21 protein-coding genes are annotated in these 23,476 nt (G+C 68.5%); 5 read left to right on the top strand and 16 right to left on the bottom strand.

The window, feature by feature from the left end:
• Positions 1–6 precede the first annotated feature (6 nt).
• The 6 genes from INQ48_25905 to INQ48_25880 form a co-directional block, all read right to left on the bottom strand.
• The gene (locus INQ48_25905; GenBank protein QRF56731.1) at positions 7–1,290 is read right to left on the bottom strand and encodes an HlyC/CorC family transporter; all 1,284 of its coding nucleotides are present in this window, start codon (positions 1,288–1,290) and stop codon (positions 7–9) included.
• A gap of 79 nt (positions 1,291–1,369) precedes the next feature.
• The gene (locus INQ48_25900) at positions 1,370–1,885 is read right to left on the bottom strand and encodes a cupin domain-containing protein (protein ID QRF56730.1); all 516 of its coding nucleotides are present in this window, start codon (positions 1,883–1,885) and stop codon (positions 1,370–1,372) included.
• Positions 1,886–1,898: 13 nt separating this feature from the next.
• Positions 1,899–2,225 carry a Grx4 family monothiol glutaredoxin gene (gene grxD, locus INQ48_25895; protein QRF56729.1) on the bottom strand — a complete coding sequence of 109 codons (327 nt, stop codon included), beginning with the start codon at positions 2,223–2,225 and terminating at the stop codon, positions 1,899–1,901.
• 29 nt (positions 2,226–2,254) lie between these two features.
• Positions 2,255–3,106, bottom strand: coding sequence for a peptide chain release factor N(5)-glutamine methyltransferase (gene prmC, locus INQ48_25890; protein ID QRF56728.1), 852 nt, complete (start codon positions 3,104–3,106; stop codon positions 2,255–2,257).
• Positions 3,103–4,191 carry a peptide chain release factor 1 gene (gene prfA, locus INQ48_25885; protein QRF56727.1) on the bottom strand — a complete coding sequence of 363 codons (1,089 nt, stop codon included), beginning with the start codon at positions 4,189–4,191 and terminating at the stop codon, positions 3,103–3,105. Before prfA ends, prmC begins: the two co-directional genes overlap by 4 nt.
• 188 nt (positions 4,192–4,379) lie before the next feature.
• The gene (locus INQ48_25880) at positions 4,380–5,651 is read right to left on the bottom strand and encodes a glutamyl-tRNA reductase (protein ID QRF56726.1); all 1,272 of its coding nucleotides are present in this window, start codon (positions 5,649–5,651) and stop codon (positions 4,380–4,382) included.
• A 104-nt stretch (positions 5,652–5,755) separates the two neighbouring features.
• Between INQ48_25880 and INQ48_25875 the strand changes: the two genes are divergently transcribed.
• Positions 5,756–6,034 (top strand): hypothetical protein, encoded by a 279-nt coding sequence (locus INQ48_25875; protein QRF56725.1) that lies wholly within the window; start codon positions 5,756–5,758, stop codon positions 6,032–6,034.
• A gap of 10 nt (positions 6,035–6,044) precedes the next feature.
• Here the strand turns inward: INQ48_25875 and INQ48_25870 are convergent, their stop codons facing one another.
• The 4 genes from INQ48_25870 to INQ48_25855 form a co-directional block, all read right to left on the bottom strand.
• The gene (locus INQ48_25870; protein QRF56724.1) at positions 6,045–6,545 is read right to left on the bottom strand and encodes a GNAT family N-acetyltransferase; all 501 of its coding nucleotides are present in this window, start codon (positions 6,543–6,545) and stop codon (positions 6,045–6,047) included.
• Positions 6,542–7,336 (bottom strand): ABC transporter ATP-binding protein, encoded by a 795-nt coding sequence (locus tag INQ48_25865; protein QRF56723.1) that lies wholly within the window; start codon positions 7,334–7,336, stop codon positions 6,542–6,544. Before INQ48_25865 ends, INQ48_25870 begins: the two co-directional genes overlap by 4 nt.
• Positions 7,336–8,232, bottom strand: a complete 897-nt coding sequence (locus INQ48_25860; protein ID QRF56722.1) for an ABC transporter permease — start codon at positions 8,230–8,232, stop codon at positions 7,336–7,338. The genes INQ48_25865 and INQ48_25860 overlap by 1 nt, the downstream gene beginning before the upstream one ends.
• A gap of 76 nt (positions 8,233–8,308) precedes the next feature.
• A complete protein-coding gene (locus tag INQ48_25855; GenBank protein ID QRF60900.1) occupies positions 8,309–9,232 on the bottom strand; it encodes an ABC transporter substrate-binding protein in 924 nt (307 codons plus the stop codon).
• Positions 9,233–9,488: 256 nt separating this feature from the next.
• On the opposite strand from INQ48_25855, the gene INQ48_25850 reads away from it, so the two are divergent.
• Positions 9,489–9,959: an Lrp/AsnC family transcriptional regulator gene (locus INQ48_25850; protein QRF56721.1), complete on the top strand. Its 471-nt coding sequence runs from the start codon at positions 9,489–9,491 to the stop codon at positions 9,957–9,959.
• 18 nt (positions 9,960–9,977) lie between these two features.
• Here the strand turns inward: INQ48_25850 and INQ48_25845 are convergent, their stop codons facing one another.
• From INQ48_25845 to ugpB, 6 genes are all read right to left on the bottom strand, one after another.
• Positions 9,978–12,401 carry a mechanosensitive ion channel family protein gene (locus INQ48_25845; GenBank protein QRF56720.1) on the bottom strand — a complete coding sequence of 808 codons (2,424 nt, stop codon included), beginning with the start codon at positions 12,399–12,401 and terminating at the stop codon, positions 9,978–9,980.
• Positions 12,402–12,471: 70 nt separating this feature from the next.
• Positions 12,472–13,212 carry a glycerophosphodiester phosphodiesterase gene (gene ugpQ, locus INQ48_25840; protein ID QRF56719.1) on the bottom strand — a complete coding sequence of 247 codons (741 nt, stop codon included), beginning with the start codon at positions 13,210–13,212 and terminating at the stop codon, positions 12,472–12,474.
• Complete coding sequence (gene ugpC / locus INQ48_25835; protein ID QRF56718.1) at positions 13,209–14,216, bottom strand: sn-glycerol-3-phosphate ABC transporter ATP-binding protein UgpC; 1,008 nt, start codon at positions 14,214–14,216, stop codon at positions 13,209–13,211. The genes ugpQ and ugpC overlap by 4 nt, the downstream gene beginning before the upstream one ends.
• Positions 14,217–14,233: 17 nt before the next feature.
• On the bottom strand, positions 14,234–15,082 hold the full coding sequence (gene ugpE / locus INQ48_25830; GenBank protein QRF56717.1) for a sn-glycerol-3-phosphate ABC transporter permease UgpE: 849 nt from the start codon (positions 15,080–15,082) through the stop codon (positions 14,234–14,236).
• Between the two features lie 63 nt (positions 15,083–15,145).
• A complete protein-coding gene (ugpA, locus tag INQ48_25825; GenBank protein ID QRF56716.1) occupies positions 15,146–16,027 on the bottom strand; it encodes a sn-glycerol-3-phosphate ABC transporter permease UgpA in 882 nt (293 codons plus the stop codon).
• A gap of 128 nt (positions 16,028–16,155) precedes the next feature.
• A complete protein-coding gene (gene ugpB, locus INQ48_25820; GenBank protein ID QRF56715.1) occupies positions 16,156–17,469 on the bottom strand; it encodes a sn-glycerol-3-phosphate ABC transporter substrate-binding protein UgpB in 1,314 nt (437 codons plus the stop codon).
• A 231-nt stretch (positions 17,470–17,700) separates the two neighbouring features.
• On the opposite strand from ugpB, the gene serA reads away from it, so the two are divergent.
• From serA to INQ48_25805, 3 genes are all read left to right on the top strand, one after another.
• Entirely contained in the window at positions 17,701–18,933 is a 1,233-nt protein-coding gene (serA, locus tag INQ48_25815; GenBank protein QRF56714.1) for a phosphoglycerate dehydrogenase, read from the top strand.
• 214 nt (positions 18,934–19,147) lie between these two features.
• Positions 19,148–23,026 (top strand): FAD/FMN-binding oxidoreductase, encoded by a 3,879-nt coding sequence (locus INQ48_25810; GenBank protein QRF56713.1) that lies wholly within the window; start codon positions 19,148–19,150, stop codon positions 23,024–23,026.
• A complete protein-coding gene (locus INQ48_25805; GenBank protein QRF56712.1) occupies positions 23,023–23,472 on the top strand; it encodes an HIT family protein in 450 nt (149 codons plus the stop codon). The genes INQ48_25810 and INQ48_25805 overlap by 4 nt, the downstream gene beginning before the upstream one ends.
• Positions 23,473–23,476 lie beyond the last annotated feature (4 nt).

The raw sequence follows: 23,476 nt of genomic DNA, 5'->3' as shown, positions 1-23,476 counted from the left end.
GGGCGATCAGGTTTTGGTGACCATCACCTGGTCGATGCGGTAGCTGTCGACGTCCATCACCTCGAAGGTATAGCCCGCCCAGCTCACGCTGTCGGTGCGCTTGGGCACGCGGCGCAGCATCACCATCAGGAAGCCCGCGAGCGTCTCGTACTCGTCGGCATGCGGCAGCTCGTCGATCTGCAGCGCACGCTGCACGTCCTGGATCGGCGTGATGCCGTCGATCAGCCAGGAGTTCTCGTCGCGGCGCACGATCTGCTCCTCGTCGGGCATGGACACCAGGTCCCCCATCACCGTGCTCATCACGTCGTTGAGCGTGATCACGCCCACCACCAGGCTGTACTCGTTGACGATGATCGCGAAGTCTTCATGCGCCTGCTGGAACTGCTCGAGCACCTCGGTCAGCGACAGCCGGTCGGGAATCACCAGCGCCTTGTGCAGCGGCAGCCCCTGATCGAAGGCCAGCGGCTGGCCGCTGAGCACGCGCTGGAACATGTCCTTGGCATCGACATAGCCCAGCACGTGGTCGATGTCGCCGTCGCACACCGGATAGGCCGAGAAGGGCTCGGCAACGATGCGCGCGCGCAGCACCGACTCGGGGTCGTCGTGCAGGAACCAGGCGATGCTATCGCGCGCGGTCATCACGCTGCTCACGAGCCGCGTCTCGAGCTCGAACACGTTGGCGATCACCTGCTGCTCGCGCACCGCGAGCACGCCGGCGCGCGCGCCGGCCTCGGTCATCGCGAGGATGTCGGCCGAGGTGATCTTGTCGTCGCGCGCGATCGGCATGCCCAGCAGCTTGAACAGCAGGTCGGTGCAGGCGGTGAACAACCACACCAGCGGCTTGAAGGTGGTGATCAGCAGCTGCATCGGCTTGGCGATGCGCACCGCGAGGCGCTCGGGGTCGTTCATGCCCAGCCGCTTCGGGAACAGGTCGGCGAACACCAGGAACACCGCGATGATGGTCACGAAGGAGCACAGGAAGCCCGCGCTCTGCGCGCCCTCGGGGCCGAGCCAGCCGGTGAACAGGCGCGCGAAGTAGGGGCTCAGCGCGCCTTCGCCGACCACGCCGCCGAGGATCGCGACCGCGTTGAGGCCGATCTGCACCACGGTGAAGTAGTAGCCGGGCTGCTCCTGGATGCGCAGCACGAGGTCGGCGCGCGCGTCGCCGTCGTCGGCCATCTGGCGCAGGCGCAGCCGGCGCGAGGCGGCCAGCGCGATCTCGGCGAGGGAGAAGAAGGCGCTCAGCGCGATCAGGAGCGCAATGACGAGCAGGCTTTGGGTCAGGGTCATGGTGTTCACCAGCAGACCCCGATGGTGCCATGGCGCAGCGGGCGCCCGCCACGGGCGCGGCCCGCGGACGAATGGGTGCTCAGACCCCGCCGTGCGGGTGGGTCGGGTCGACCCACAGCACCGACTCGGGCTTCTCGACCGGTTCGATGTCGAGGTTCACCGCGACGGCCTCGCCGTCGCTGCGGCACAGCACGCACTCGAGCGCTTCGGTCGGGCTGGCGTTGATTTCCTGGTGCGGCACGTAGGGCGGCACGTAGATGAAGTCGCCCGGTCCGGCCTCGGCCGTGAACTCGAGCTGCTCGCCCCAGCGCATGCGGGCGCGGCCACGCACGACATAGATCACCGATTCGAGGTGGCCGTGGTGGTGGGCGCCGGTCTTGGCGTCGGCATGGATGGTGACCGTGCCGGCCCAGAGCTTCTGCGCGCCGACGCGCGCGAAATTGATCGCCGCGGCCCGGTTCATGCCGGGCGTCTGGGCGGTGTTGGCGTCGAGCTGGTTGGCCGCGATCACCCGCACGCCGTCGTGCTTCCACGCCGGGGCCGCAGCCTCGTCGTGCGGATGCCCGTGGTCGTGATGATCGTGGCCGTGGCTCATCGCCGGGCCCGGGTCAGGCAGCGTCGCCGGCCAGCACCTTCTGCAGTTCGCCCGATTCGTACATCTCCATCATGATGTCCGAGCCGCCGACGAATTCGCCTTTGACGTAGAGCTGGGGGATGGTGGGCCAGTTGCTGTAGTCCTTGATGCCCTGGCGGATGCCGTCGTCCTCGAGGACGTTGACGGTCTTGAGCGACTTGGTGTCGACGCCCACGGCCTTGAGGATCTGGATCGCGCGGCCCGAGAAGCCGCACATGGGGAAGCTGGCGTTGCCCTTCATGAAGAGCACGAGTTCGTTGGATTTGACGAGGTCGTCGATGCGTTGCTGGGCGTCGGACATGGGGGCTCCTGAAAAGTAGGCTGGAGGGATTATTTCACCGTGCGCCGGATTCCGCCCGAGCAGCGCGCGATGCCTGCCAGGTCGTCGCGGCTTTGCACCTCGGCGAAGCCGTGGGCGGCCAGCAGCTGCCGCACGGCGGGAGCCTGGTCGTGGCCGTGCTCCAGCAGCAGCCAGCCGCCTTCGGCCAGGTGCGCGGGCGCGTCGGCCACGATGCGGCGGATGTCGTCGAGCCCGTCGGCGCCGGCCACCAGCGCCGAGAGGGGCTCGTGCTGCAGCGCCGGCAGGTGCGGGTCGCCGGCGGCGATGTAGGGCGGGTTGCTGGCGATCAGCGCGTAACCCGGGGCCGCGCCCGCCAGCCAGTCGGCCTGGGCGAAGCGCACCGGCAGCTTCAGGCGCTCGGCATTGGCGCGGGCCACCGCGAGCGCGTCGGCACTGGCATCCACGGCATCGACCCGTGCGTCGGGCCGTGCATGCTGCAGCGCCAGCGCGATCGCGCCGCTGCCGGTGCCCAGGTCAAGCACGCGCGGCGCGGCCTGGCCTTCGAGGCATTCCAGCGCCCAGTCGACCAGCGTCTCGGTGTCGGGCCGCGGCACCAGCACGCGCGGGTCGACGCGAAGATCGAGGCCGTGGAATTCCTTCTCGCCCAGCAGGTAGGCCACCGGCTCGCCCGCGAGGCGGCGCAGCAGCCGCGCCGACAGTTCGGTCCACAGCGGCTCGGGCAGCGCGTCGGTGTCGTGCGCGAGCAGCCAGGCGCGGTCGTGCGGCGGCCGGCCCAGCGCATGCAGCAGCAGCAACTGGGCATCGAGCCGGTCGACGCCCAGCCGCGCGGCCGCGGCCAGCGCCTGGGTCACGGTAGAAGGCGCGAGCGGCTCGGTGCTCATGAGGGCAGGCTCGACTCGAGCTCGGCCAGCTGCTCGGCCGCGCGCGCCGCGCGCAGCGCCTCGAGCACGTCGCCGAGGTCGCCTTCCATGATCGCGAGCAGCTTGTAGAGCGTGAGGTTGATCCGGTGGTCGGTGAGCCGGCCCTGGGGGAAGTTGTAGGTGCGGATGCGGTCGGAGCGGTCGCCGCTGCCGATCAGGCCCTTGCGCAGCGCGGCGTCCTTGGCGGCGCGTTCGCTGCGCTCCTTCTCCTGGATCCGCGCCGACAGCACCTGCAGCGCCTTGGCCTTGTTGCGGTGCTGGCTGCGGTCGTCCTGGCACTCGGCCACGATGCCGGTCGGGATGTGCGTGATGCGCACCGCCGAATCGGTCTTGTTGATGTGCTGGCCGCCGGCGCCGCTGGCGCGGTAGGTGTCGATGCGCAGGTCGGCCGGATTGATCTGCACCGCCTGCGCCTCGTCGGGCTCGGCCAGCACCGCCACCGTGCAGGCGCTGGTGTGGATGCGGCCCTGCGTCTCGGTGGCCGGCACGCGCTGCACGCGGTGGCCGCCCGATTCGAAGCGCAGGTTGCCGAACACCTCGTCGCCCGAGATGCGCACCACCACTTCCTTGTAGCCGCCGAGCTCGCTCTCGTTTTCGCTCACGGTCTCGCAACGCCAGCCGGCGCGCTCGCAATAGCGCGTGTACATGCGCAGCAGGTCGCCCGCGAACAGCGCCGATTCGTCGCCGCCGGTGCCGGCGCGGATTTCGAGGAAGGCATTGCGCGCGTCGTCGGGGTCCTTGGGCAGCAGCAGGCGCTGCAGCTCGTCTTCCAGCTGCGTGAGCTCGGCCTCGCCCTCGGCGATCTCCTGCGCGGCCATCTCGGCCATGTCGGGGTCGTCGAGCATCTCCTTCGCGCCCGCGATGTCGGCCTCGCGCTGCACGTAGCGCGCATAGCGGCCGGCCACCTGCGTCACCTCGGCATGTTCGCGCGAGATGGTGCGGTACTGCGCCATGTCGCCCATGATGTCCTCGCGCGAGAGCAGGAAGTCGAGTTCGCCGAGGCGGGCGGCATAGCGTTCGAGTTGGTGGCGGAGAAAAGGCTTCACGGGTGAGGGTGGAAAAGCGGGATCGGGAGCGGAAACCGAACGCAGAGGGCGCGAAGGTTTCGCAAAAGCCGCAGAAGGAGAGAAAAATCTTTTGAAGGTTTCTTTCGCGTTCTTCGCGAAACCTTCGCGCCCTCTGCGTTCGGATGTCCGCTTTCATTCAGCGCGGACGACAACGCCAGCCAGCGTCGCTAACGCTCTTTGCGCAGGAACAGGCGTGAGATGGTCTGCGCCGTCTGCTCGCGCGAGGCGGCATCGCCCGCGTGCAGCTCGGCCAGCGCGCCATGCAGCATCTTCTGCGTGAGCCCGCGCGACAGGGCTTCGAGCACGGCTTCGACCGATTCGCCCTTGGCGAGCAGCTTGCGCGCGCGCGCCAGTTCGGCGGCGCGCCATTCGTCGGTCTGCGCGTTGAGCTGCTGGATCAGCGGCACCGTGCCGCGCTGGCCCAGCCAGTGCATGAAGCTCTGCACCCCGGCGTCGATGATGACCTCGGCCTGCGCCACCGCGGCCTGGCGGTTGGCCTGGCCTTGCTGCACCACCTGGGCGAGGTCGTCCACGGTGTAGAGGTAGATGTCCTCGAGCGCCTTCACCTCGGGCTCGATGTCGCGCGGCACGGCCAGGTCGACCATGAACATCGGGCGGTGCTTGCGCGACTTGAGCGCGCGTTCCACGGCGCCCAGGCCGATGATCGGCAGCGTGCTCGCGGTGCAGCTCACGACGATGTCGAACTCGGCCAGCCGCGCCGGCAAATCGGCCAGCCGCATCGCCTCGCCGCCGAAGCGCGAGGCCAGCTTCTCGCCGCGTTCGAGCGTGCGGTTGGCGATGGCGATGGACTTCGGCTCCTTGGCCGCGAAGTGCGTGGCCGCGAGGTCGATCATCTCGCCGGCGCCGACGAACAGCACGCGCGTCTGGCGCAGGTCTTCGAACAGCTGGCCGGCCAGGCGCACGGCGGCGGCGGCCATGCTGATCGAGTGCGCGCCGATCTCGGTGGCGGTGCGCACTTCCTTGGCGACCGCGAACGAACGCTGGAACAACTGGTTGAGCGTGCTGCCGAGCGCGCCGGCGGTTTCGGCGGCGCGCACCGCGTCCTTCATCTGGCCGAGGATCTGGGCTTCGCCGAGCACCATCGAATCGAGGCCGCTGGCCACGCGGAAGGCATGGCGCGCGACGTCGCCGTCGTGCAGGGTGTAGGCATGCGAGCGCAGCAGCGCGGGGGCCACGCCGCCGCTCTGGGCCAGCCAGCCGACCGTGTGGTCGATCGCGGCATGGTCGGCGGCGCAGTAGATCTCGGTGCGGTTGCAGGTCGAGATGATGGCGGCCTCGACCTGCGGGTGGCGGCCGCTCGAGAACGAGCTGCGCAGGCTCTGCAGGGTGGGAGCGATCTGGTCGAGCGCAAACGCAAAACGACCGCGCAGATCGAGCGGCGCGGTCGTGTGGTTCAAGCCAAGAGCCCAGACAGACATGTCGAGATTATAAAATTTGCGGAGCCCGTCCCGGCACCGCGCTGTCTATGACCTCCATAGCGGCTGGCGGATGACGCTTTCGCCCCTTCCTGCCCGCCCGCCGAATGTCCGCGCTCGCCCTGCTCAACCACCTCCTCAACTTCGCGCTGCCGGCCGTCTTCGTGGCCGGGGTGCTCGCGCTGTGCGGCCGCTTCCTGATGCCGCGAAAGCCCGGAACGCCTGCCATATGGGCGCAATTCGCTATCAATACGATAGCTGGCGTGCTGGTGCTGCTGGCCGGGCTGGTGGTCACGGGCCACGACGGCCGCATCGCGAGCTATGCCGCGCTGGTGGTGGTCTGCGGCACCGTGCAGTGGCTGCTGCAGCGCGGCTGGCGGCGCTGAGCGGCGGCTTTCAGGCCCGCACCATGTAGTGCGCCGGCGCGGGATAGCTCGCCAGGCGCGCCTGCTGCGCCGCGTCGGCCAGCGCATGCACCGCGTAGCCGTGCCGTTCCCAGAAGCCCAGCGAGGCCTGCACCGACACCAGCGCCGAGCGCCGCCAGCCCGCCGCGTCGGCGAAGGCCAGCGCATGCCGCACCAGCGCCGGTCCCAGGCCATGGCCCGAGGCGGCCGGGTCGACCGCGAGATCGTGCAGGTAGAGCGCGTCGGCCTGTGCCTCGGGCAGCACCTCGAAGTCGCCGTGCAGGGCCGTGAGCTTGCCCACGCGCGAGGGATAGGCCGCGAGGTAGGCGGCCACCCGCCCCGCGTGCTCGATCACCCAGCCGGTGCGCGGCGCCGCGGCGAGCCGGCGCACGATCAGCGCTCCGTCCTCGACGAAGCCCGCGCCGTAGCAGGCTAGCTGGATCGCCAGCACGGCCTGCAGGTCCTCGGGCCGCATCGCGCGCACAGCGGTCATGCCAGGAGCAGCTTGTCGTCGTCGAGCTTCTCGCCGCGCGTCTGTTCGAACATGCGCAGCAGGTCGGGCACGTCGAGGCCCGAGCGTTCGGGGCCCGCCACGTCGAGGATCACCTGGCCCTCGTGCAGCATCACCGTGCGCGAGCCGTAGTCCAGCGCCTGGCGCATGCTGTGCGTGACCATCATCGCGGTGAGCTTGCTCTCCTCGACGATGCGCGCGGTGAGCTCGAGCACGAAGGCCGCGGTCTTCGGGTCGAGCGCGGCCGTGTGCTCGTCGAGCAGCAGGATGCGCGAGGGCTTGAGCGAGGCCATCAACAGGCTCACGGCCTGCCGCTGGCCGCCCGACAGCAGGCCGATGCGGTCGGCCAGCCGGTTCTCCAGCCCGAGCTTCAGGATCGACAGCTTCTCGCGGAACAATTCGCGCAGGCCGCGGTTGAGCGACAGGCCCAGGCCGCGCCGCTCGCCGCGCTTCCAGGCCAGCGCCATGTTCTCCTCGATGGTCAGCGCCTCGCAGGTGCCTGCCATCGGGTCCTGGAACACGCGCGCCACCATGCCCGAACGCTGCCAGGCGTTGAGCCGCGTGACGTCCTTGCCGTCGATCTCGATGCGGCCCTTGTCGACGATCAGGTCGCCGCTCACCGCATTGAGGAAGGTCGACTTGCCGGCGCCGTTGGAGCCGATCACGGTGACGAACTGGCCGGTGGGAATCTCCAGGCCGAGCCCGCGCAGCACACGGTTCTCGATCGGCGTGCCCGGGTTGAAGGTCATCTCTAGTTGTTCGGCGCGCAGCATCAGTTCTTCCCCTTGAAAAGCCCGCCGAGCTTGCGCTTGTAGGCAGGCACCAGCAGCGCGAAGGCCACCAGCACGGCGGTCACCAGGTTCAGGTCCTGCGCCTGCAGGCCCATGAAGTCGGTGTTCAGCGCCATCGCGATGAAGAAGCGGTAGAGCAGCGCCCCCAGGATGCAGGCCAGCGTGGTGATCACCATGCTGCGCGCGGGCATCAGCGTCTCGCCGATGATCACCGCCGCCAGGCCGATCACGATCGTGCCCACGCCCATCGAGATGTCGGCCGTGCCCTGGCTCTGCGCGAACAGCGCGCCGGCCAGTGCCACCAGCGCGTTCGACAGCGCCAGGCCCGCCATGGTGTGGAAGTCGGTCGAGATGCCCTGGGCGCGCGCCATGCGCGCATTGCCGCCGGTGGCGCGCATCGCCAGGCCGGCCTCGGAGGCGAAGAACAGGTCGACCACGATCTTCGCGGCGATCACGATCAGCAGCAGCAACAGCGGCTTGGCCCACTGCTCGGGCATGCCGCCGAAGCTGGCCATGCTGAACACGGTGGGCTCGGTGATCAGCGCCACGTTGGGCTTGCCCATCACGCGCAGGTTGATCGAGTAGAGCGCGATCATCACCAGGATGCTCGCGAGCAGTTGCATGATCTTGAGCTTCACGTTGAGCCAGGCCGTGACCCAGCCCGAGACGGCGCCCGCGACGCAGGCCACCGCGGTGGCGGCCACCGGGTTCCAGCCGGCCACGATCAGCGTGGCGGCCACGGCGGCGCCGAGCGGGAAGCTGCCGTCCACCGTGAGGTCGGGGAAGTTGATGATGCGGAAGGACATGAAGACGCCCAGCGCGACCAGCCCGAATATCAGGCCGATCTCGATGGCGCCCAGCGAGGCGATGAGGGACATGAGGAAGAAGCTCCCGGCGAAAACGAAAAGACGGGCCGCCCGCAGGACGGCCCGTCGGCGGCGATGAGGCCGGGACTTACTTGGTGCTCACGACCTTGGCGGTCTTCAGCAGCTCGTCCGACAGGGTCACGCCCTGCAGCTTGGCCGCGCCCGGGTTCACCACCAGCTCGAAGTTGGTGCTGGTCTGCGAGGCGATCGCGCCGGGCTTCTCGCCCTTGAGGATGCGCACCACGATCTTGCCGGTCTGGCGGCCGATGTCGGTGTAGTTCAGGCCCAGCGCCGCGACCGCGCCGCGCTCGACGGTGGCGGTGTCGGCCGCCACCACCGGCAGCTTGGCCTGCTGCGCCACCTTCACGATGCCCTCGAAGGCCGACACCACGTTGTTGTCGGTCGGCGTGTAGATCGCGTCGGCCTTGCCGACCAGGCTCTGGGCGGCGGTCGGCACGTCGACGGTGCGCGCGGCGGCGGCTTCCACCACCGTCATGCCGGCGGCCGTCGCGGCCTTCTTGAGGTCGGCCACGATCGCCACCGAGTTGGCTTCGCCGGGGCTGTAGATCACGCCGATGCGCTTGGCGGTAGGCACCACCTGCTTGATCAGGGCGATGTGCTTGTCCAGCGGCGACAGGTCCGACACGCCGGTCACGTTGGTGCCGGTGGCGTCCCAGCTCTTCACCAGCTTGGCGGCCACCGGGTCGGTCACGGCCGAGTAGACGACCGGGATCGTCTTGGTGGCGGCCAGCGTGGCCTGGGCCGAGGGGGTGGCGATCGCGACGATCACGTCGGGCTGGTCGCCCACGTACTTGCGGGCGATCTGGGCCGCGGTGCCCACGTTGCCCTGCGCGCTCTGGTAGGTGAACTTGAGGTTCTTGCCCTCTTCGTAGCCGGCCGCCTTCAGCTCGGCCTTGACGCCGTCGCGCACGGCGTCGAGCGCCGGGTGCTCGACGATGGCGGTCACGGCCACCGACTTGTCGGCCGCGAAGGCGGGCGCGGCGGCGAGCATGCCGAGGGCCAGGGCGGCGGCGACAGGGGTGCGAAGCAGGGCGAATTTCACGTGGGATCTCCGGAAAGAGGGAACGGGACGGTTCCGACGCCCCGGCATGCACCGGGGCAGGGAATCGATGGCACGGAAATGCGGCATGCACTTCCAGAGCCTGAAGTCTAGAGCGTGGTTTGCACAATTAAGGTGCATCCCGCGCCAGTGCTTACCCCGCTTTGAGAAATATGATTGCGGTCATCGGGATTTGAAGGAGACGAAATTGCACGAGATCACGCTCGACCGCATCGACAGGAAGATCCTCGACCACTTGCAGGCCCATGGCCGTGCATCGAACCTCGAACTCTCCGAAGTGGCCAACCTGTCGCCGGCCCAGTGCCTGCGGCGGCACCGGCGGCTCGAGGAGATGGGCTTCATCAGCGGCTACGCGGCCCGGCTCGACGCGCGCCAGGTGGGGCTCGGCGTGATCGCCTTCATCCACGTGACCATGGCGCGCGGCCACATCGGCGAGCTGCCGAAGTTCCAGGACCTGGTGGCAGACCTGCCGCAGATCCTCGAGTGCTATTCGGTCACCGGCGACTTCGACTACGTCATCAAGGTGGTCGCGCGCGACCTGCATTCGTTGTCGCAGTTCCTGATGGACACGCTGATGCACATGCCCGGCGTGTCGGCGGTGCGCTCGAGCGTGTGCCTCAACGAGGTGAAGTGCACGACCACCCTGCCGCTGAGTTGAGTCGAGCGCAGCCGGCCCTCAGCCCTGCACGCCCGGCAGCGGCGAGGCCGGCGAGGAGGGCACCGGCGAGGGCGCGGTCGAGAGCGCCGAGGGGGCCGCCGGCGCGGCCGCCATCACCAGCGTGGGCGTCGCCATCGGCAGGTCGGCCTGGCGCAGCGCGTCGAGGATGGTGAACAGCAGGTCGCTGCGCACGCCGCCAGCCAGCCGCGGACTCGCCACGTAGGCGATCGCCTGGAAGATCAAGAGGCCGTTCTCGATGCCCTCGAGCGTGAGCGAGGGCGCCGGCGTCTCGAGCACGCCCTCGTGCGCCTTGCAGGCCTCGAGGATCAGGTCGCGCACCTTCTGCGCGTCGGTGGTCAGCGGCATCGGCAGGCGGATCAGCACCCGGCCCTCGGCGTTGGCCAGCGTCATGTTGCGCACGGTCTTGGTGATGAATTCCGAGTTCGGCACGATCAGCGTGGAGCGGTCGCCGAGCTGGATCTCGGTGGCGCGCACGTTGATGCGCCGCACGTCGCCCTCGGCCGTGCCCAGCACCACCCAGTCGCCCACCTTCACGGGCTGCTCGGCCAGCAGGATCAGGCCCGAGATGAAGTTCTGCACGATCGCCTGCAGGCCGAAGCCGATGCCCACCGACAGCGCGCTCGCCACCCACGCGATGCGCTCGACGCCAATGCCCAGCGCCGAGAGCGAGAACGCGATCACCAGGATGCCGCCCACGTAGCCCAGCAGGGTGCTGATCGAGCTCTGCATGCCGGGCTCGAACTTGGTGGTCGGCAGGTAGCTCGCGGCCAGCCAGCGCTTGAAGATGCGCAGCATCACGAAGCCCACGGCCAGCACCGCCACCGCGCTGAGGATCGCGCCCGGCACGAGCTGGAACTCGCCGATCTTCACGCCGGTGCCGAACTTGCCGCTGCGCTGGAACACCTCGCCGGGGCTGGTGCCCAGCGGCGCGGCCAGCGCGATCAGCATGTAGAAGAACAGCGCCACCCGGCTCAGGCCCGACAGCACGGTGGCGATCTGGTCCAGCGTCTGCGGCGCCAGGCCGAAGCTCTTCTGCAGCCGCTGGCCGAAGCCGCTGCGCGACGACACGGTGGCCATGAACACGTCGTCGGCGAACTTGAACAGCACGTAGAACGCGGTGGCGACGATGCCGCTCCAGGTGAGCTGCGAGGCCAGGAAGCTCGCGAGCGCCACGTAGCCCACGGCCACCAGCACCCAGATCACGATCATCAGGATCGCGATCAGCGCCACCAGGATGCCGACCCACATCGGCCGCTCGGGCAGGCCCTCCTCGGGCGCGCCGGCGCGCAGCGCCTTGAGCCGGTAGAGCACCGCGCCGACCAGCGCGGTCAGCAGCAGCGCGGTCAGCACGTGCGTGGCGACCACGGCCGAGAGGCTGGCGTCGACCAGCGCATTGATCTCGGCCGGCGCCCAGGCCAGGGCCGCCACCAGTGCCACCAGCCAGGGCAGGGCCGCCAGCCGCGCGGCCATGCTGTCGGGAATGGGCGGCAGCCGCCACGACGGCCGGCCGATGGCCAGCAGCGCGCGGCCCAGACCGATCACGAAGGCCATGAACACCAGCGCCTGCGCCAGCGACAGCATCGCCTTGCGCGCCTGCGGCGCCCAGCCCGCGTGCTGCTCGAGCACGTAGACGAAGCCGTGCGCCGCCAGCGCCACCAGCAGCACGTGGGCGACGACGATGGCGATCACCAGCAGCGAGCGCCGCAGCCGCCCGGCGGGCAGCAGCTTCACCGCGAGCCGGGTCAGGCCGTGCTCGGCGGCCCAGACGCCCGCGAAGGCCAGCAGCAGCGCGCCAACCAGCGCCGCGATCACCAGCGCGCGGCCCTCGCCGCCGAAGGCGGTGGCGAGGCCCGTCTGCACGCTCGCCGCCATGGCCTGCAGCCGGTCGATGTCGTCGGGCCAGGCCTCCTGCAGGTCGCTCCAGAACTCGCCGGTCAGCGGCGAGGCCGCGCGCTCGGTGAGCTGGGCCTCGAACACCGCGCGGCGCTGCGTCAGCAGGTCGGTGCCGCGCTGGCGCACGTCGATCGCCAGCAGCTTGGCGAGCCGGATGTCGGCGTCGAGCGCGTTGCGCTCCTTGGTCAGGCGCGCGCGCTGGCGCGTGATGTCGGGGTCTTCGCTGGCGCCGGCCGCGGGCGGGTTGCCGAGTTCGCCCAGGCGCGCGTTGAGGTCGTCGAGTTCGCCGGTGCGCGCCGCCACGAACTTGTCGGCCTGCGCGCCGATCGCGTTGATCTGCGTCAGCCGGCTGCGCGCATCCTCGGCCGAGTCGGTGCTCTGGTCGATCTTCGCGAGCAGTGCGCGCAGCTCGGCCACGGTGGGGGCGGGCGGCGCGGGCGCGAGATCGGGGTCCTGCTGCGCGAAGGCGGTGCCGCACAGCAGCAGGGCGGCCATCAGGAAGGCCGCGAGACGGGAGGTCCAGCTCATGCGCGCATCATAGAAGCCGTACCTGAAGGCCCGGCTTCGCGGCGCGTCACAGCATGTGACGGATTTGCGTTCAGCGCGCGGGGCTGAACAGATCGACGCGGTCGGTGATGATGCCGTCGGTGCCCAGCTCGATCAGGCGCTGCGCGGCCCAGTCGTCGTTGACCGTGTAGCTCAGCGCGCGCAGTCCGGCGCCGTGCACCTGCGCCACCACCGCGGCGTCCCACAGCGCGTGGTTGCAGACGATGGCCACGCAGCCGAGTTCGCGCGCGGTCTCGAGCCAGCCGCTCCACAGCGTGTCGAGCAGCAGGCCGCGCGGCAGCTCGGGCGCCGCGGCGACCGCGCCCTTCAGCGCATCGACCTGGAACGAGGTCAGCAGCGGCGGAACGGCCGCATCGCGCCACAGCGCCGCGGCCTGCCGCGCCACCGCCTCGCCGGTTTCGCGCTCGGTGCCCGGCGTGGGCTTGATCTCGATGTTCAGCAGGTGGCCGTTGGCCAGGCAGAAGCGCGCGAGGTTCTCGAGCGTGGGCAGCGGTTCGCCCGCGAAGGCGCGCGAATGCCAGCCGCCCGCGTCGAGCTGGGCGAGTTCGCGCCAGGGCTTCTGGCCGCCGATGCCGCGGCCGCTGGTGGTGCGCTCGAGCGTGGCGTCGTGCATCAGGAACACCACGCCGTCGGCGCTGAGCTTGGCATCGCACTCGAACATGCGATAGCCGTGCGCGGCGCCGAAGCGGAAGGCCGCGAGCGTGTTCTCGGGCGCGAGCTTGCCGGCGCCGCGGTGGGCGATCCAGCGCGGATAGGGCCAGGGCGTGCTCATTCGGTGCGTTTGCCCGAACCGGCGTCGAACCAGTGGAGCTTGTCCTCGCGCGCGGCGATCTTCACCGTGTCGCCCGCCATCGGCGGCCGGTCGGCCTCGTCGGTGCGCATGATGATCTGCTCGTCGCCGATGCGGCCGTAGACCAGGCGCTCGGCGCCCAGCAGTTCGACCTGCTCGACCTGCACCGACCAGCCGCTCTCGTCGAGCGCCATGTGCTCGGGGCGGATGCCCAGGATCTGGCCCGGCCGCACGCCCGGCGCATGGCGCAGCAGGTTCATCGGCGGCGAGCCGATGAAGCTCGCGACGAAGGTGGTGGCGGGGCGCGAATAGACCTCCTCGGGCGTCGCGAACTGGTCCATCACGCCGCCGTTCATCACGATGATGCGTTGCGCCAGCGTCATGGCCTCGACCTGGTCGTGGGTGACGAACAGCGAGGTGATGCCGAGCTCGCGGTGCAGCTTCTGGATCTCGAGGCGGGTCTGGGCGCGCAGCTTGGCGTCGAGGTTCGACAGCGGTTCGTCGAACAGGAACACCTGCGGCTGGCGCACGATCGCGCGGCCCATGGCCACGCGCTGGCGCTGGCCGCCCGAGAGCTCGCGCGGCTTGCGCTCGAGCAGGTGGCCCAGTTCGAGGATCTTCGCGGCCTTGTCCACGCGCACCTTGATCTCGGCCACCGGCACCTTCGCGATCTTCAGGCCGTAGGCCATGTTCGCGAACACCGTCATGTGCGGATAGAGCGCGTAGTTCTGGAACACCATCGCGATGTCGCGCTCGGAGGGCTCGAGCTGGTTCACCACCCGGTTGCCGATGGCGATCTCGCCGGCGGAGATCTCCTCCAGGCCGGCCACCATGCGCAGCAGCGTGGACTTGCCGCAGCCCGAAGGGCCCACGATGACGACGAACTCGTGGTCGGCGATCTCGGCGCTCACGCCGTGGATGACCTGGTTGGCCTTGGGCCCGTGGCCGTAGCGCTTGATGACGTTGCGTAGGGAAATGGCAGCCATGTTTTCAGTTCAGCGTTTTATTTGTCGGTATCGACCAGGCCCTTGACGAACCACTTCTGCATCAGCACCACGACCACCGCGGGCGGCAGCATGGCCAGTACGGCGGTGGCCATCACCACGTTCCAGTCGACGGGCGACTCGCCGTTGCCGATCATGGCCTTGATGCCGACGACGATCGGGTACATGTCCTCGCTGGTGGCGGCGATCAGCGGCCACAGGTACTGGTTCCAGCCGTAGATGAACTGGATCACGAACAGCGCCGCGATACTGGTCTTCGACAGCGGCAGCAGGATGTCCTTGAAGAAGCGCATCGGCCCGGCGCCATCGACGCGCGCGGCCTCGACCAGCTCGTCGGGCACCGTCAGGAAGAACTGCCGGAACAGGAAGGTGGCGGTCGCCGACGCGATCAGCGGTATCGAGAGGCCGGCGAAGCTGTTGATCATGCCGAGGCTGGCCACGACCTGGTAGGTCGGGCCGATGCGCACCTCGACCGGCAGCATCAGCGTGATGAAGATCAGCCAGAAGCACAGGCCGCGCAGCGGGAAGCGGAAATACACCACCGCGAAGGCCGACAGCAGCGAGATGCTGATCTTGCCGAAGGTGATGACGAGCGTGATGACCGTGCTCACCCAGATCATCCGCGCGACCGACACGTTGGCGCTGGTGCGCCCGCCGCCGGTCAGCGCCGCCTTGTAGGTTTCCAGGAAGTTGCTGCCGGGCAGGATCGGCATCGGCGCCTGCATGATCTCCTGCGGCGTATGGGTGGAGGCGATGAAGGCCAGGTAGATCGGGAACATCACCAGCAGGACGCCGATGATCATGATCACGTGGGCGAGGATGCCCAGCGAGGGACGGCGCTCAACCATGGCGGGCCTCCGTGGCGGTGGCCGCGCGGCGGGCGGGGTAGAAGGGGTGCATGGGGGCGGTCATCAGTACTGGACCTTCTTCTCGACGTAGCGGAACTGCACCACCGTCAGCGCGATGACGATCACCATCAGCACCACCGACTGGGCCGCGGCGCCGCCGAAGTCCATGCCGCGGAAGCCGTCGAAGTACACGCGGTAGACCAGCGTGGCCGTGTCCTTGCCGGGGCCGCCCTGGGTGGTGGCGTCGATGATCGCGAAGGTGTCGAAGAAGGCGTACACCATGTTGATCACCAGCAGGAAGAAGGTGGTCGGCGTCAGCAGCGGGAACTGGATGGTCCAGAAGCGGCGCATCGGGCGCGCGCCGTCCATGGAGGCGGCCTCGATCAGCGACTTCGGGATCGACTGCAGCCCCGCGAGGAAGAACAGGAAGTTGTAGGAGATCTGCTTCCAGACAGAGGCCATCACGACCAGCGCCATGGCGTGGTCGCCGTTGAGCAGGTGGTTCCAGTTGAAGCCGATCTTCTTGAGCCAGTAGGCCACGATGCCGATCGAGGAGGAAAACATGAACGACCACAGCAGGCCGGTCACGACGGGGGCGACCGCGTACGGCAGGATCAGCACGCTGCGGTAGAAGCGCGTGCCGCGCACCACCCGATCGGCGAACACCGCCAGCACCAGGGCGATGCTCAGGCCCAGCACCGTCACCAGCACCGAAAAGACGATGGTCGTGTGGAACGAGGCCATGTAGGTGCTGTCGTTCCACAGCGCCTCGAAGTTCTCCAGCCCCACCCAGGTGATCGAGTTGCCGAAGGCGTCCTGCTGCTGCAGCGACTGCACCAGCGCCTGGCCCGCGGGCCAGAAGAAGAAGACGCCGACGATGAACAGTTGCGGCGCCAGCAATGCCCAGGGCAGCCAGTTCGAACGAAAGATGACGCGTTTTTCCATGGGGCAGGGCGTTCAGGTCACGGACACACTAAATAAGCAAACAGCCAGGACTGCACGGGTCAGCCTGGCTTGTGGCGGGTAAAACGAACCGAAACGAACATTCGTTCGCGCCGGTCCGGGGTCGGAGCTTACTTGTTTGCGGCCTGGAATTTCACCAAAAGTTCGTTTCCGCGCTTCACGGCGCTGTCCAGCGCTTCCTTCGGGGTCTTCTTGCCGGTCCAGATCAGCTCGGTTTCCTCGTCCTCGATGGCGCGGATCTGGGGCAGATTGCCCAGGCGCACGCCACGCGACTTGTCGGTGGTCTTCTTGATCATCTGGTTCACCGCGACGTCGGTGCCCGGGTTTTCCTTGTAGAAGCCGGCCTTCTCGGTCAGCTCGTAGGCGGCCGTGGTGATCGGCAGGTAGCCGGTGCGCATGTGGCTTTCCGACTGCACCTTGGGGCTCGACAGGAAGGTGAAGAACGCGGCCACGCCCTTGTAGTTGGCGGCCGGCTTGCCCGACATCACCCACAGGCTGGCGCCGCCGACGATCGTGTTCTGCGGTGCGCCCTGCACGTCCGGGTAGTAGGGCAGCGCCGATTCGGCGAACTTGAACTTGGCGTCGCGCTTCACGCTGGCGTAGCTGCCCGACGAGCCGATGAACATCGCGCATTCACCCGAGGTGAACGAGGTGATCGGCTTGCTGGCGCGGCCCTTGTAGACGAACAGGCCCTGCTTCGACATGTTCGACAGGTTCTCGAAGTGGCGCACGTGCAGCGGCGAGTTGAATTCCAGGCGGGCATCGAGGCCGCCGAAGCCGTTGTTCTTCGAGGCGTACGAGGTGTTGTGCCAGGCCGAGAAGCTCTCGAGCTGGGCCCAGCTCATCCACGAGGTGGTGAACGGGCACTGGTTGCCGCTGGCCTTGAGCTTGGCGGCCGCCGAGACCACTTCGGGCCAGGTGGCGGGTGCCTTCTCGGGGTCGAGGCCGGCGTTCTTGAAGGCGTCCTTGTTGTAATAGAACACCGTCGTCGAGCTGTTGAACGGGAACGACAGCATCTGGCCGTTGGGGGCGGTGTAGTAGCCGGCCACCGCGGGGATGTAGGCCTTGGGGTCGAACTTCTGGCCGCCTTCCTTCATGACGTCGGCCACGGGCTTGATGGCGCCCTTGGAATACATCATGGTGGCGGTGCCCACTTCGAACACCTGCAGGATGTCGGGCGCGTTGCCCGAGCGGTAGGCCGCGATGCCGGCGGCCATCGACTGGTCGTATTCGCCCTTGTAGGTGGGCACGACCTTGTAGTCCTTCTGGCTCTCGTTGAACTGCTTGGCGAGGTCGTTGACCCAGTCGTTGAGGGCGCCGTCCATCGAGTGCCACCACTGGATCTCGGTCTGGGCCTGGGCGAGGGCTGGCACGGCCAGAGCGGCAGCCAGCGTGGATGCGATGGCGAGCGTCTTGAAGCGCATTAAGACTCCTGTAGGGAAAAGTAAGTAAAACCGTCGATGTTAGGTTACATAAGTGACGGTTCTGCGGCTTTGTCGCACGGAGTGCACACGTCGAGAAACCCGGGGAAACCCCCTTGGACGACAGGGCGCTCGCGCGCGGGGCCCCTGCTTGCTGCGCTGCACCATGCTAGCATCGCCCTCCCTTTTTCGGCCTAGCCTGTTGCCATGGCCGGGGCTACCGCGAGCAGCAGCATGAGCAGCAAGACCTCCCTCGACAAAAGCAAGATCAAGTTTCTTCTGCTCGAGGGTATCCACCCCTCGGCCGTGGAGGTGCTCCATGCGGCGGGCTACACCAACGTCGAGTCGCTGCCGGGCGCGCTGCCCGACGAGCAGCTCAAGGCCAAGATCGCCGACGTGCACTTCCTCGGCATCCGCTCGCGCACCCAGCTGACCGCCGAGGTGTTCGCGGCCGCCCACAAGCTGGTGGCCGCCGGCTGCTTCTGCATCGGCACCAACCAGGTCGACCTCGAGGCCGCGCGCGAGCATGGCGTGGCGATCTTCAACGCGCCTTACTCCAACACCCGCTCGGTCGCCGAGCTGGTGCTGGCCGAGGCGATCCTGCTGCTGCGCGGCGTGCCCGAGAAGAGCGCGGTGGCGCACCGCGGCGGCTGGCTCAAGTCGGCGGACAACGCCTTCGAGATCCGCGGCAAGACGCTGGGCATCGTGGGCTACGGCTCGATCGGCGCGCAGCTGTCGGTGCTGGCCGAGGCGCTCGGCATGCACGTGGCCTTCTACGACGTGGTCACCAAGCTGCCGCTGGGCAATGCGCGCCAGGTGCGCGACCTGCACCAGCTGCTGGCGCAGAGCGACATCGTGACCCTGCACGTGCCCGAGACGCAGGCCACGCAATGGATGATCGGCGCGGCCGAGATCGCGGCCATGAAGCCCGGTTCGATCCTGATCAACGCCTCGCGCGGCACCGTGGTCGAGATCGACGCGCTGGCTGGCGCGCTGAAGGAGAAGAAGCTGCTGGGCGCCGCCATCGACGTGTTCCCGGTCGAGCCGCGCAGCAACAAGGACGAGTTCCAGTCGCCGCTGCGCGGACTCGACAACGTGATCCTCACGCCCCACATCGGCGGCTCGACGATGGAGGCGCAGGCCAACATCGGCCTCGAGGTGGCCGAGAAGCTGGTCAAGTACAGCGACAACGGCACCTCGACTTCGTCGGTGAACTTCCCCGAGGTGGCGCTGCCCGCGCACCCGGGCAAGCATCGCCTGCTGCACGTGCACCGCAACGTGCCGGGCGTGCTGTCGGAGATCAACAAGATCTTCTCGGACAACCACATCAACATCTCCTCGCAGTTCCTGCAGACCAACGAGAAGATCGGCTACGTGGTGATGGACATCGACGCCGCCTCCTCGGACCTCGCGCTCGAGAAGCTCGCGAAGGTGCAGGGCACGATCCGCAGCCGCGTGCTGTTCTGATGGTTTTTCTCCTTCCTTCTCTGGGGAAGGCCGGGATGGGGGCTGCGGGCGGTCGATACGGTTGCGCCTTGGGCGAAGGTCCGGTGCCCCCACCCCGACCCTCCCCCAGCGGGGGAGGGAGCAATACGGGCAGGTCAGGGCAAGGACCGCCCCCCTGACCTAAAATCCCCACCCCGGCTATGGACGCGTGGCGCCCGGCCGAGGCCCCACCCCGATGAATGCTCCGACCGCGTTGAACGCGCTGCTGTCGCAGGCCGCAGAGCCTGCACGACTGCGTGAGATCCCCTACAACTACACCAGCTTCTCCGATCGCGAGATCGTGATCCGCCTGCTGGGCGAGCGCGCCTGGGAATTGCTCCAGACGCTGCGCGCCGAGCGCCGCACCGGCCGATCGGCGCGCATGCTCTACGAGGTGCTCGGCGACATCTGGGTCGTGCAGCGCAACCCCTACCTGATCGACGACCTGCTCGACAACCCGCGCCGCCGCGGCCTGCTGGTCGATGCGCTGCGGCATCGCCTGGCCGAGGTGCAGAAGCGCCGCACGCCCGACAGCGACCTGCCGCGCGACCAGCTCGTGGGCGAGCTCACCGCCCGCGTCGGCGAGGCCGTGCAGGCCTTCGACACCCTGTTTCGCGACATCGCCGCGCTGCGCCGCAAGGCCACGCGCGTGCTGGGCCGGCTCACGGCCAAGGACAACATCAAGTTCGACGGCCTCTCGCGCGTGGCCCACGTCACCGATGCCACCGACTGGCGCGTGGAGTACCCCTTCGTCGTGCTGTGCCCCGACACCGAGGCCGAGATGGCGCTGCTGGTCAAGGGCTGCATCGAGCTGGGCCTGACCATCATTCCGCGCGGCGGCGGCACCGGCTACACCGGCGGCGCGATCCCGCTGACCTGGAACAGCGTGGTCATCAACACCGAGAAGCTCGAGGCGATGACCGAGGTCGAGCTGGTTGCGCTGCCCGGCCTCGAGGCGCCCGTGCCCACCATCTGGACCGAGGCCGGCGTGGTCACGCAGCGCGTGGCCGACGCGGCCGAGCGCTCGGGCTACGTGTTCGCGGTCGACCCGACCTCGGCCGAGGCCTCGTGCGTCGGCGGCAATGTCGCGATGAACGCCGGCGGCAAGAAGGCCGTGCTGTGGGGCACCGCACTCGACAACCTGGCCTCGTGGCGCATGGTCACGCCGCAGGCCGAATGGCTCGAGGTCACGCGCATCGGCCACAACCTCGGCAAGATCCACGACGCCGAGAGCGCGCTGTTCGAGCTCCAGTACTTCGCGGCCGACGGCAAGACGCCGCTGCGCACCGAGCGCCTCGACATCCCGGGCCGCACCTTCCGCAAGGAAGGCCTCGGCAAGGACGTGACCGACAAGTTCCTCTCGGGCCTGCCGGGCATCCAGAAGGAAGGCTGCGACGGCCTGATCACGAGCTGCCGCTGGGTGGTGCACCGCATGCCGGCGCACACGCGCACCGTCTGCCTCGAGTTCTTCGGCAATGCCAAGGACGCGGTGCCCAGCATCGTCGAGATCAAGGACTTCATGTTCGCCGAGCAGAAGCGCTCGGGCGTGCTGCTGGCCGGCCTCGAGCACCTCGACGACCGCTACCTGAAGGCCGTGGGCTACGCCACCAAGTCGAAGAAGCACGGCGGCCTGCCGAAGATGGTGCTGTTCGGCGACATCGCGGGCGACGACGCCGACGCGGTGGCGCGCGTCACCTCCGAGGTGGTGCGCATCGCCAACTCGCGCAGCGGCGAGGGCTTCATCGCCATCAGCCCCGAGGCGCGCAAGAAGTTCTGGCTCGACCGCAAGCGCACCGCCGCGATCAGCCGCCACACCAACGCCTTCAAGATCAACGAGGACGTGGTGATCCCGCTGCCGCGCATGGCCGAGTACAGCGACGGCATCGAGCGCATCAACATCGAGCTGTCGCTGCGCAACAAGCTCGCGCTGGTCGACGAGCTCGAGAAGTTCTTCGTGCACGGCAACCTGCCGCTGGGCAAGACCGACGACGCCAACGAGATCCCCTCGGCCGAGCTGCTCGAGGACCGCGTGGCGCAGGCCGTGGCGCTGCTGCAGGAGGTGCGCGCGCTGTGGGCCGGCTGGCTCGACGAGGTCGATGCGCTGTTCCCGCAGCTGCAGGACCATTCGCTGCGCGCGAGCTGGAAGACCCAGCTGCGCCAGCCGCTGTCGGCGATCTTCGCGGGCGCCGCCTTCGCGCCGATCCTGGCCGAGTGCACGGCGATCCACAAGCGCGTGCTCAAGGGCCGCGTGTGGGTCGCGCTGCACATGCACGCGGGCGACGGCAACGTGCACACCAACATCCCGGTCAACAGCGACAACTACGAGATGCTGCAGACCGCGCACGAGGCGGTCGCGCGCATCATGAAGCTGGCGCGCCATCTCGACGGCGTGATCTCGGGCGAGCACGGCATCGGCATCACCAAGCTCGAGTTCCTGTCGGACGAGGAACTGCGCCCCTTCGCCGAATACAAGCAGCGCATCGATCCCGAAGGTCGCTTCAACAAGGGCAAGCTGCTGCGCGAGCCGGGCGCCGGCGCGCAGTCGCTGCATGCCGACCTGACCAACGCCTACACGCCGAGCTTCGGCTTGATGGGGCACGAGTCGATCATCATGCAGCAGAGCGACATCGGCGCCATCGCCGACAGCGTCAAGGACTGCCTGCGCTGCGGCAAGTGCAAGCCGGTGTGCGCCACCCACGTGCCGCGCGCCAACCTGCTCTACAGCCCGCGCAACAAGATCCTCGCGACCTCGCTGCTGGTCGAGGCCTTCCTCTACGAGGAGCAGACCCGGCGCGGCGTGAGCATCAAGCACTGGGAGGAGTTCGAGGACGTGGCCGACCACTGCACGGTGTGCCACAAGTGCCTCACGCCCTGCCCGGTGAAGATCGACTTCGGCGACGTGTCGATGAACATGCGCAACCTGCTGCGCAAGATGGGGCAGAAGAGCTTCCGCCCCGGCAACGCGGCCGCGATGTTCTTCCTCAACGCGACCAATCCGCAGACCATCAAGGCGGTGCGCGCGGGCATGGTGGGCATCGGCTTCAAGGCGCAGCGCATGGCCAACGACCTGCTGCGCGGCCTCGCGAAGAAGCAGACGGCGGCGCCGCCGGCCTCGCTCGGACCGGCGCCGATCAAGGAGCAGGTGATCCACTTCATCAACAAGAAGATGCCGGGCAACCTGCCGAAGAAGACGGCGCGCGCGCTGCTCGACATCGAGGACGCGGACTACGTGCCGATCATCCGCAACCCCAAGGCCACGACCTCGGAGACCGAGGCGGTGTTCTATTTCCCGGGCTGCGGGTCGGAGCGGCTGTTCTCGCAGGTGGGGCTGGCGACGCAGGCCATGCTCTGGCATGCGGGCGTGCAGACGGTGCTGCCGCCGGGCTACCTGTGCTGCGGCTATCCGCAGCGCGGCAGCGGCCAGTTCGACAAGGCCGAGAAGATGATCACCGACAACCGCGTGCTGTTCCACCGGGTGGCGAACACGCTCAACTACCTCGACATCAAGACGGTGGTGGTGAGTTGCGGCACCTGCTACGACCAGTTGCAGGGCTACCAGTTCGACAAGATCTTCCCGGGCTGCCGGATCATCGACATCCACGAGTACCTGCTCGAGAAGGGCATCACCCTGGGCGATGCCGGCGGTGCCGGCTACCTCTACCACGACCCCTGCCACACGCCGATGAAGCAGCAGGACCCGATGAAGACGGTGAAGGCGCTGGTCGGCGACAACGTGCTCAAGAACGACCGCTGCTGCGGCGAGTCGGGCACGCTGGGCGTGTCGCGGCCCGACATCTCGACGCAGATCCGCTTCCGCAAGGAAGAGGAACTGAAGAAGGGCGAGGCCGCGCTGCGCGACGGCGGCAAGATCGGCGCCGGCGAGAACGTGAAGATCCTCACCAGCTGCCCGAGCTGCCTGCAGGGCCTGTCGCGCTACGGCAGCGACCTGAACAGCGGCCTGCTCGAGGCCGACTACATCGTGGTCGAGATGGCCAACAAGATCCTCGGCGCCGACTGGATGCCCGCGTACGTGGCGGCCGCGAACCAGGGTGGCATCGAACGGGTGCTGGTGTGAGCGCGGTCCCGGGCTGCGTGCTGTGCGAGGGACCCGGCGGTCGCCTCGTGTTCGAGGGCGCGAAGCTGCGCGTGATCCATGCGCAGGAGGCGGGCTTCCCGGCCTTCTACCGCGTCGTGTGGACCGCGCATGCGCCCGAGTTCTCCGACCTCGACACGGCCGACCGCGTGCTGTGCATGGAGGCCGTGGCGGTGGTCGAGCAGTCTCTGCGCGAGCACCTGCAGCCGGCGAAGATCAATCTGGCCGCGCTCGGCAACATGGTGGCGCACCTGCATTGGCACGTGATCGCGCGCTTCGCGGACGACAGCCATTTTCCGGGCTCGGTGTGGGCCGGCGCGCTTCGCGAACGCGATGCCGTGCGCGAAGCGCAGGTCGCGGCGCGCCTGCCGGCCGCGGAGGCTGCGATGATCGAGCGCCTCGGCCGCATGGGTGGCCCGGGCAACTGAGGAG

This window comes from Variovorax paradoxus, from assembly GCA_016806145.1.
In the GTDB taxonomy this organism is placed as follows: domain Bacteria; phylum Pseudomonadota; class Gammaproteobacteria; order Burkholderiales; family Burkholderiaceae_C; genus Variovorax.
The sequence above is the reverse complement of the archived record's forward strand: the minus strand, read 5'-3'. Positions and strand labels throughout refer to the sequence as shown.

Bases quoted from the DNA above. Each gene is read 5' to 3' on its own strand.
- ugpE (QRF56717.1), bottom strand. From the start codon at position 15,082: ATGGTTGAGCGCCGTCCCTCGCTGGGCATCCTCGCCCACGTGATCATG.
- ugpA (QRF56716.1), bottom strand. From the start codon at position 16,027: ATGGAAAAACGCGTCATCTTTCGTTCGAACTGGCTGCCCTGGGCATTG.
- INQ48_25865 (QRF56723.1), bottom strand. From the start codon at position 7,336: ATGCTGCGCGCCGAACAACTAGAGATGACCTTCAACCCGGGCACGCCG.
- grxD (QRF56729.1), bottom strand. From the start codon at position 2,225: ATGTCCGACGCCCAGCAACGCATCGACGACCTCGTCAAATCCAACGAA.
- serA (QRF56714.1), top strand. From the start codon at position 17,701: ATGAGCAGCAAGACCTCCCTCGACAAAAGCAAGATCAAGTTTCTTCTG.
- INQ48_25875 (QRF56725.1), top strand. From the start codon at position 5,756: ATGTCCGCGCTCGCCCTGCTCAACCACCTCCTCAACTTCGCGCTGCCG.
- INQ48_25860 (QRF56722.1), bottom strand. From the start codon at position 8,232: ATGTCCCTCATCGCCTCGCTGGGCGCCATCGAGATCGGCCTGATATTC.
- INQ48_25900 (QRF56730.1), bottom strand. From the start codon at position 1,885: ATGAGCCACGGCCACGATCATCACGACCACGGGCATCCGCACGACGAG.
- ugpB (QRF56715.1), bottom strand. From the start codon at position 17,469: ATGCGCTTCAAGACGCTCGCCATCGCATCCACGCTGGCTGCCGCTCTG.
- INQ48_25870 (QRF56724.1), bottom strand. From the start codon at position 6,545: ATGACCGCTGTGCGCGCGATGCGGCCCGAGGACCTGCAGGCCGTGCTG.
- INQ48_25855 (QRF60900.1), bottom strand. From the start codon at position 9,232: ATGCTCGCCGCCGCGCCCGCCTTCGCGGCCGACAAGTCGGTGGCCGTG.
- prmC (QRF56728.1), bottom strand. From the start codon at position 3,106: ATGAGCACCGAGCCGCTCGCGCCTTCTACCGTGACCCAGGCGCTGGCC.
- ugpC (QRF56718.1), bottom strand. From the start codon at position 14,216: ATGGCTGCCATTTCCCTACGCAACGTCATCAAGCGCTACGGCCACGGG.
- INQ48_25845 (QRF56720.1), bottom strand. From the start codon at position 12,401: ATGAGCTGGACCTCCCGTCTCGCGGCCTTCCTGATGGCCGCCCTGCTG.
- INQ48_25810 (QRF56713.1), top strand. From the start codon at position 19,148: ATGAATGCTCCGACCGCGTTGAACGCGCTGCTGTCGCAGGCCGCAGAG.
- ugpQ (QRF56719.1), bottom strand. From the start codon at position 13,212: ATGAGCACGCCCTGGCCCTATCCGCGCTGGATCGCCCACCGCGGCGCC.
- INQ48_25905 (QRF56731.1), bottom strand. From the start codon at position 1,290: ATGACCCTGACCCAAAGCCTGCTCGTCATTGCGCTCCTGATCGCGCTG.
- INQ48_25880 (QRF56726.1), bottom strand. From the start codon at position 5,651: ATGTCTGTCTGGGCTCTTGGCTTGAACCACACGACCGCGCCGCTCGAT.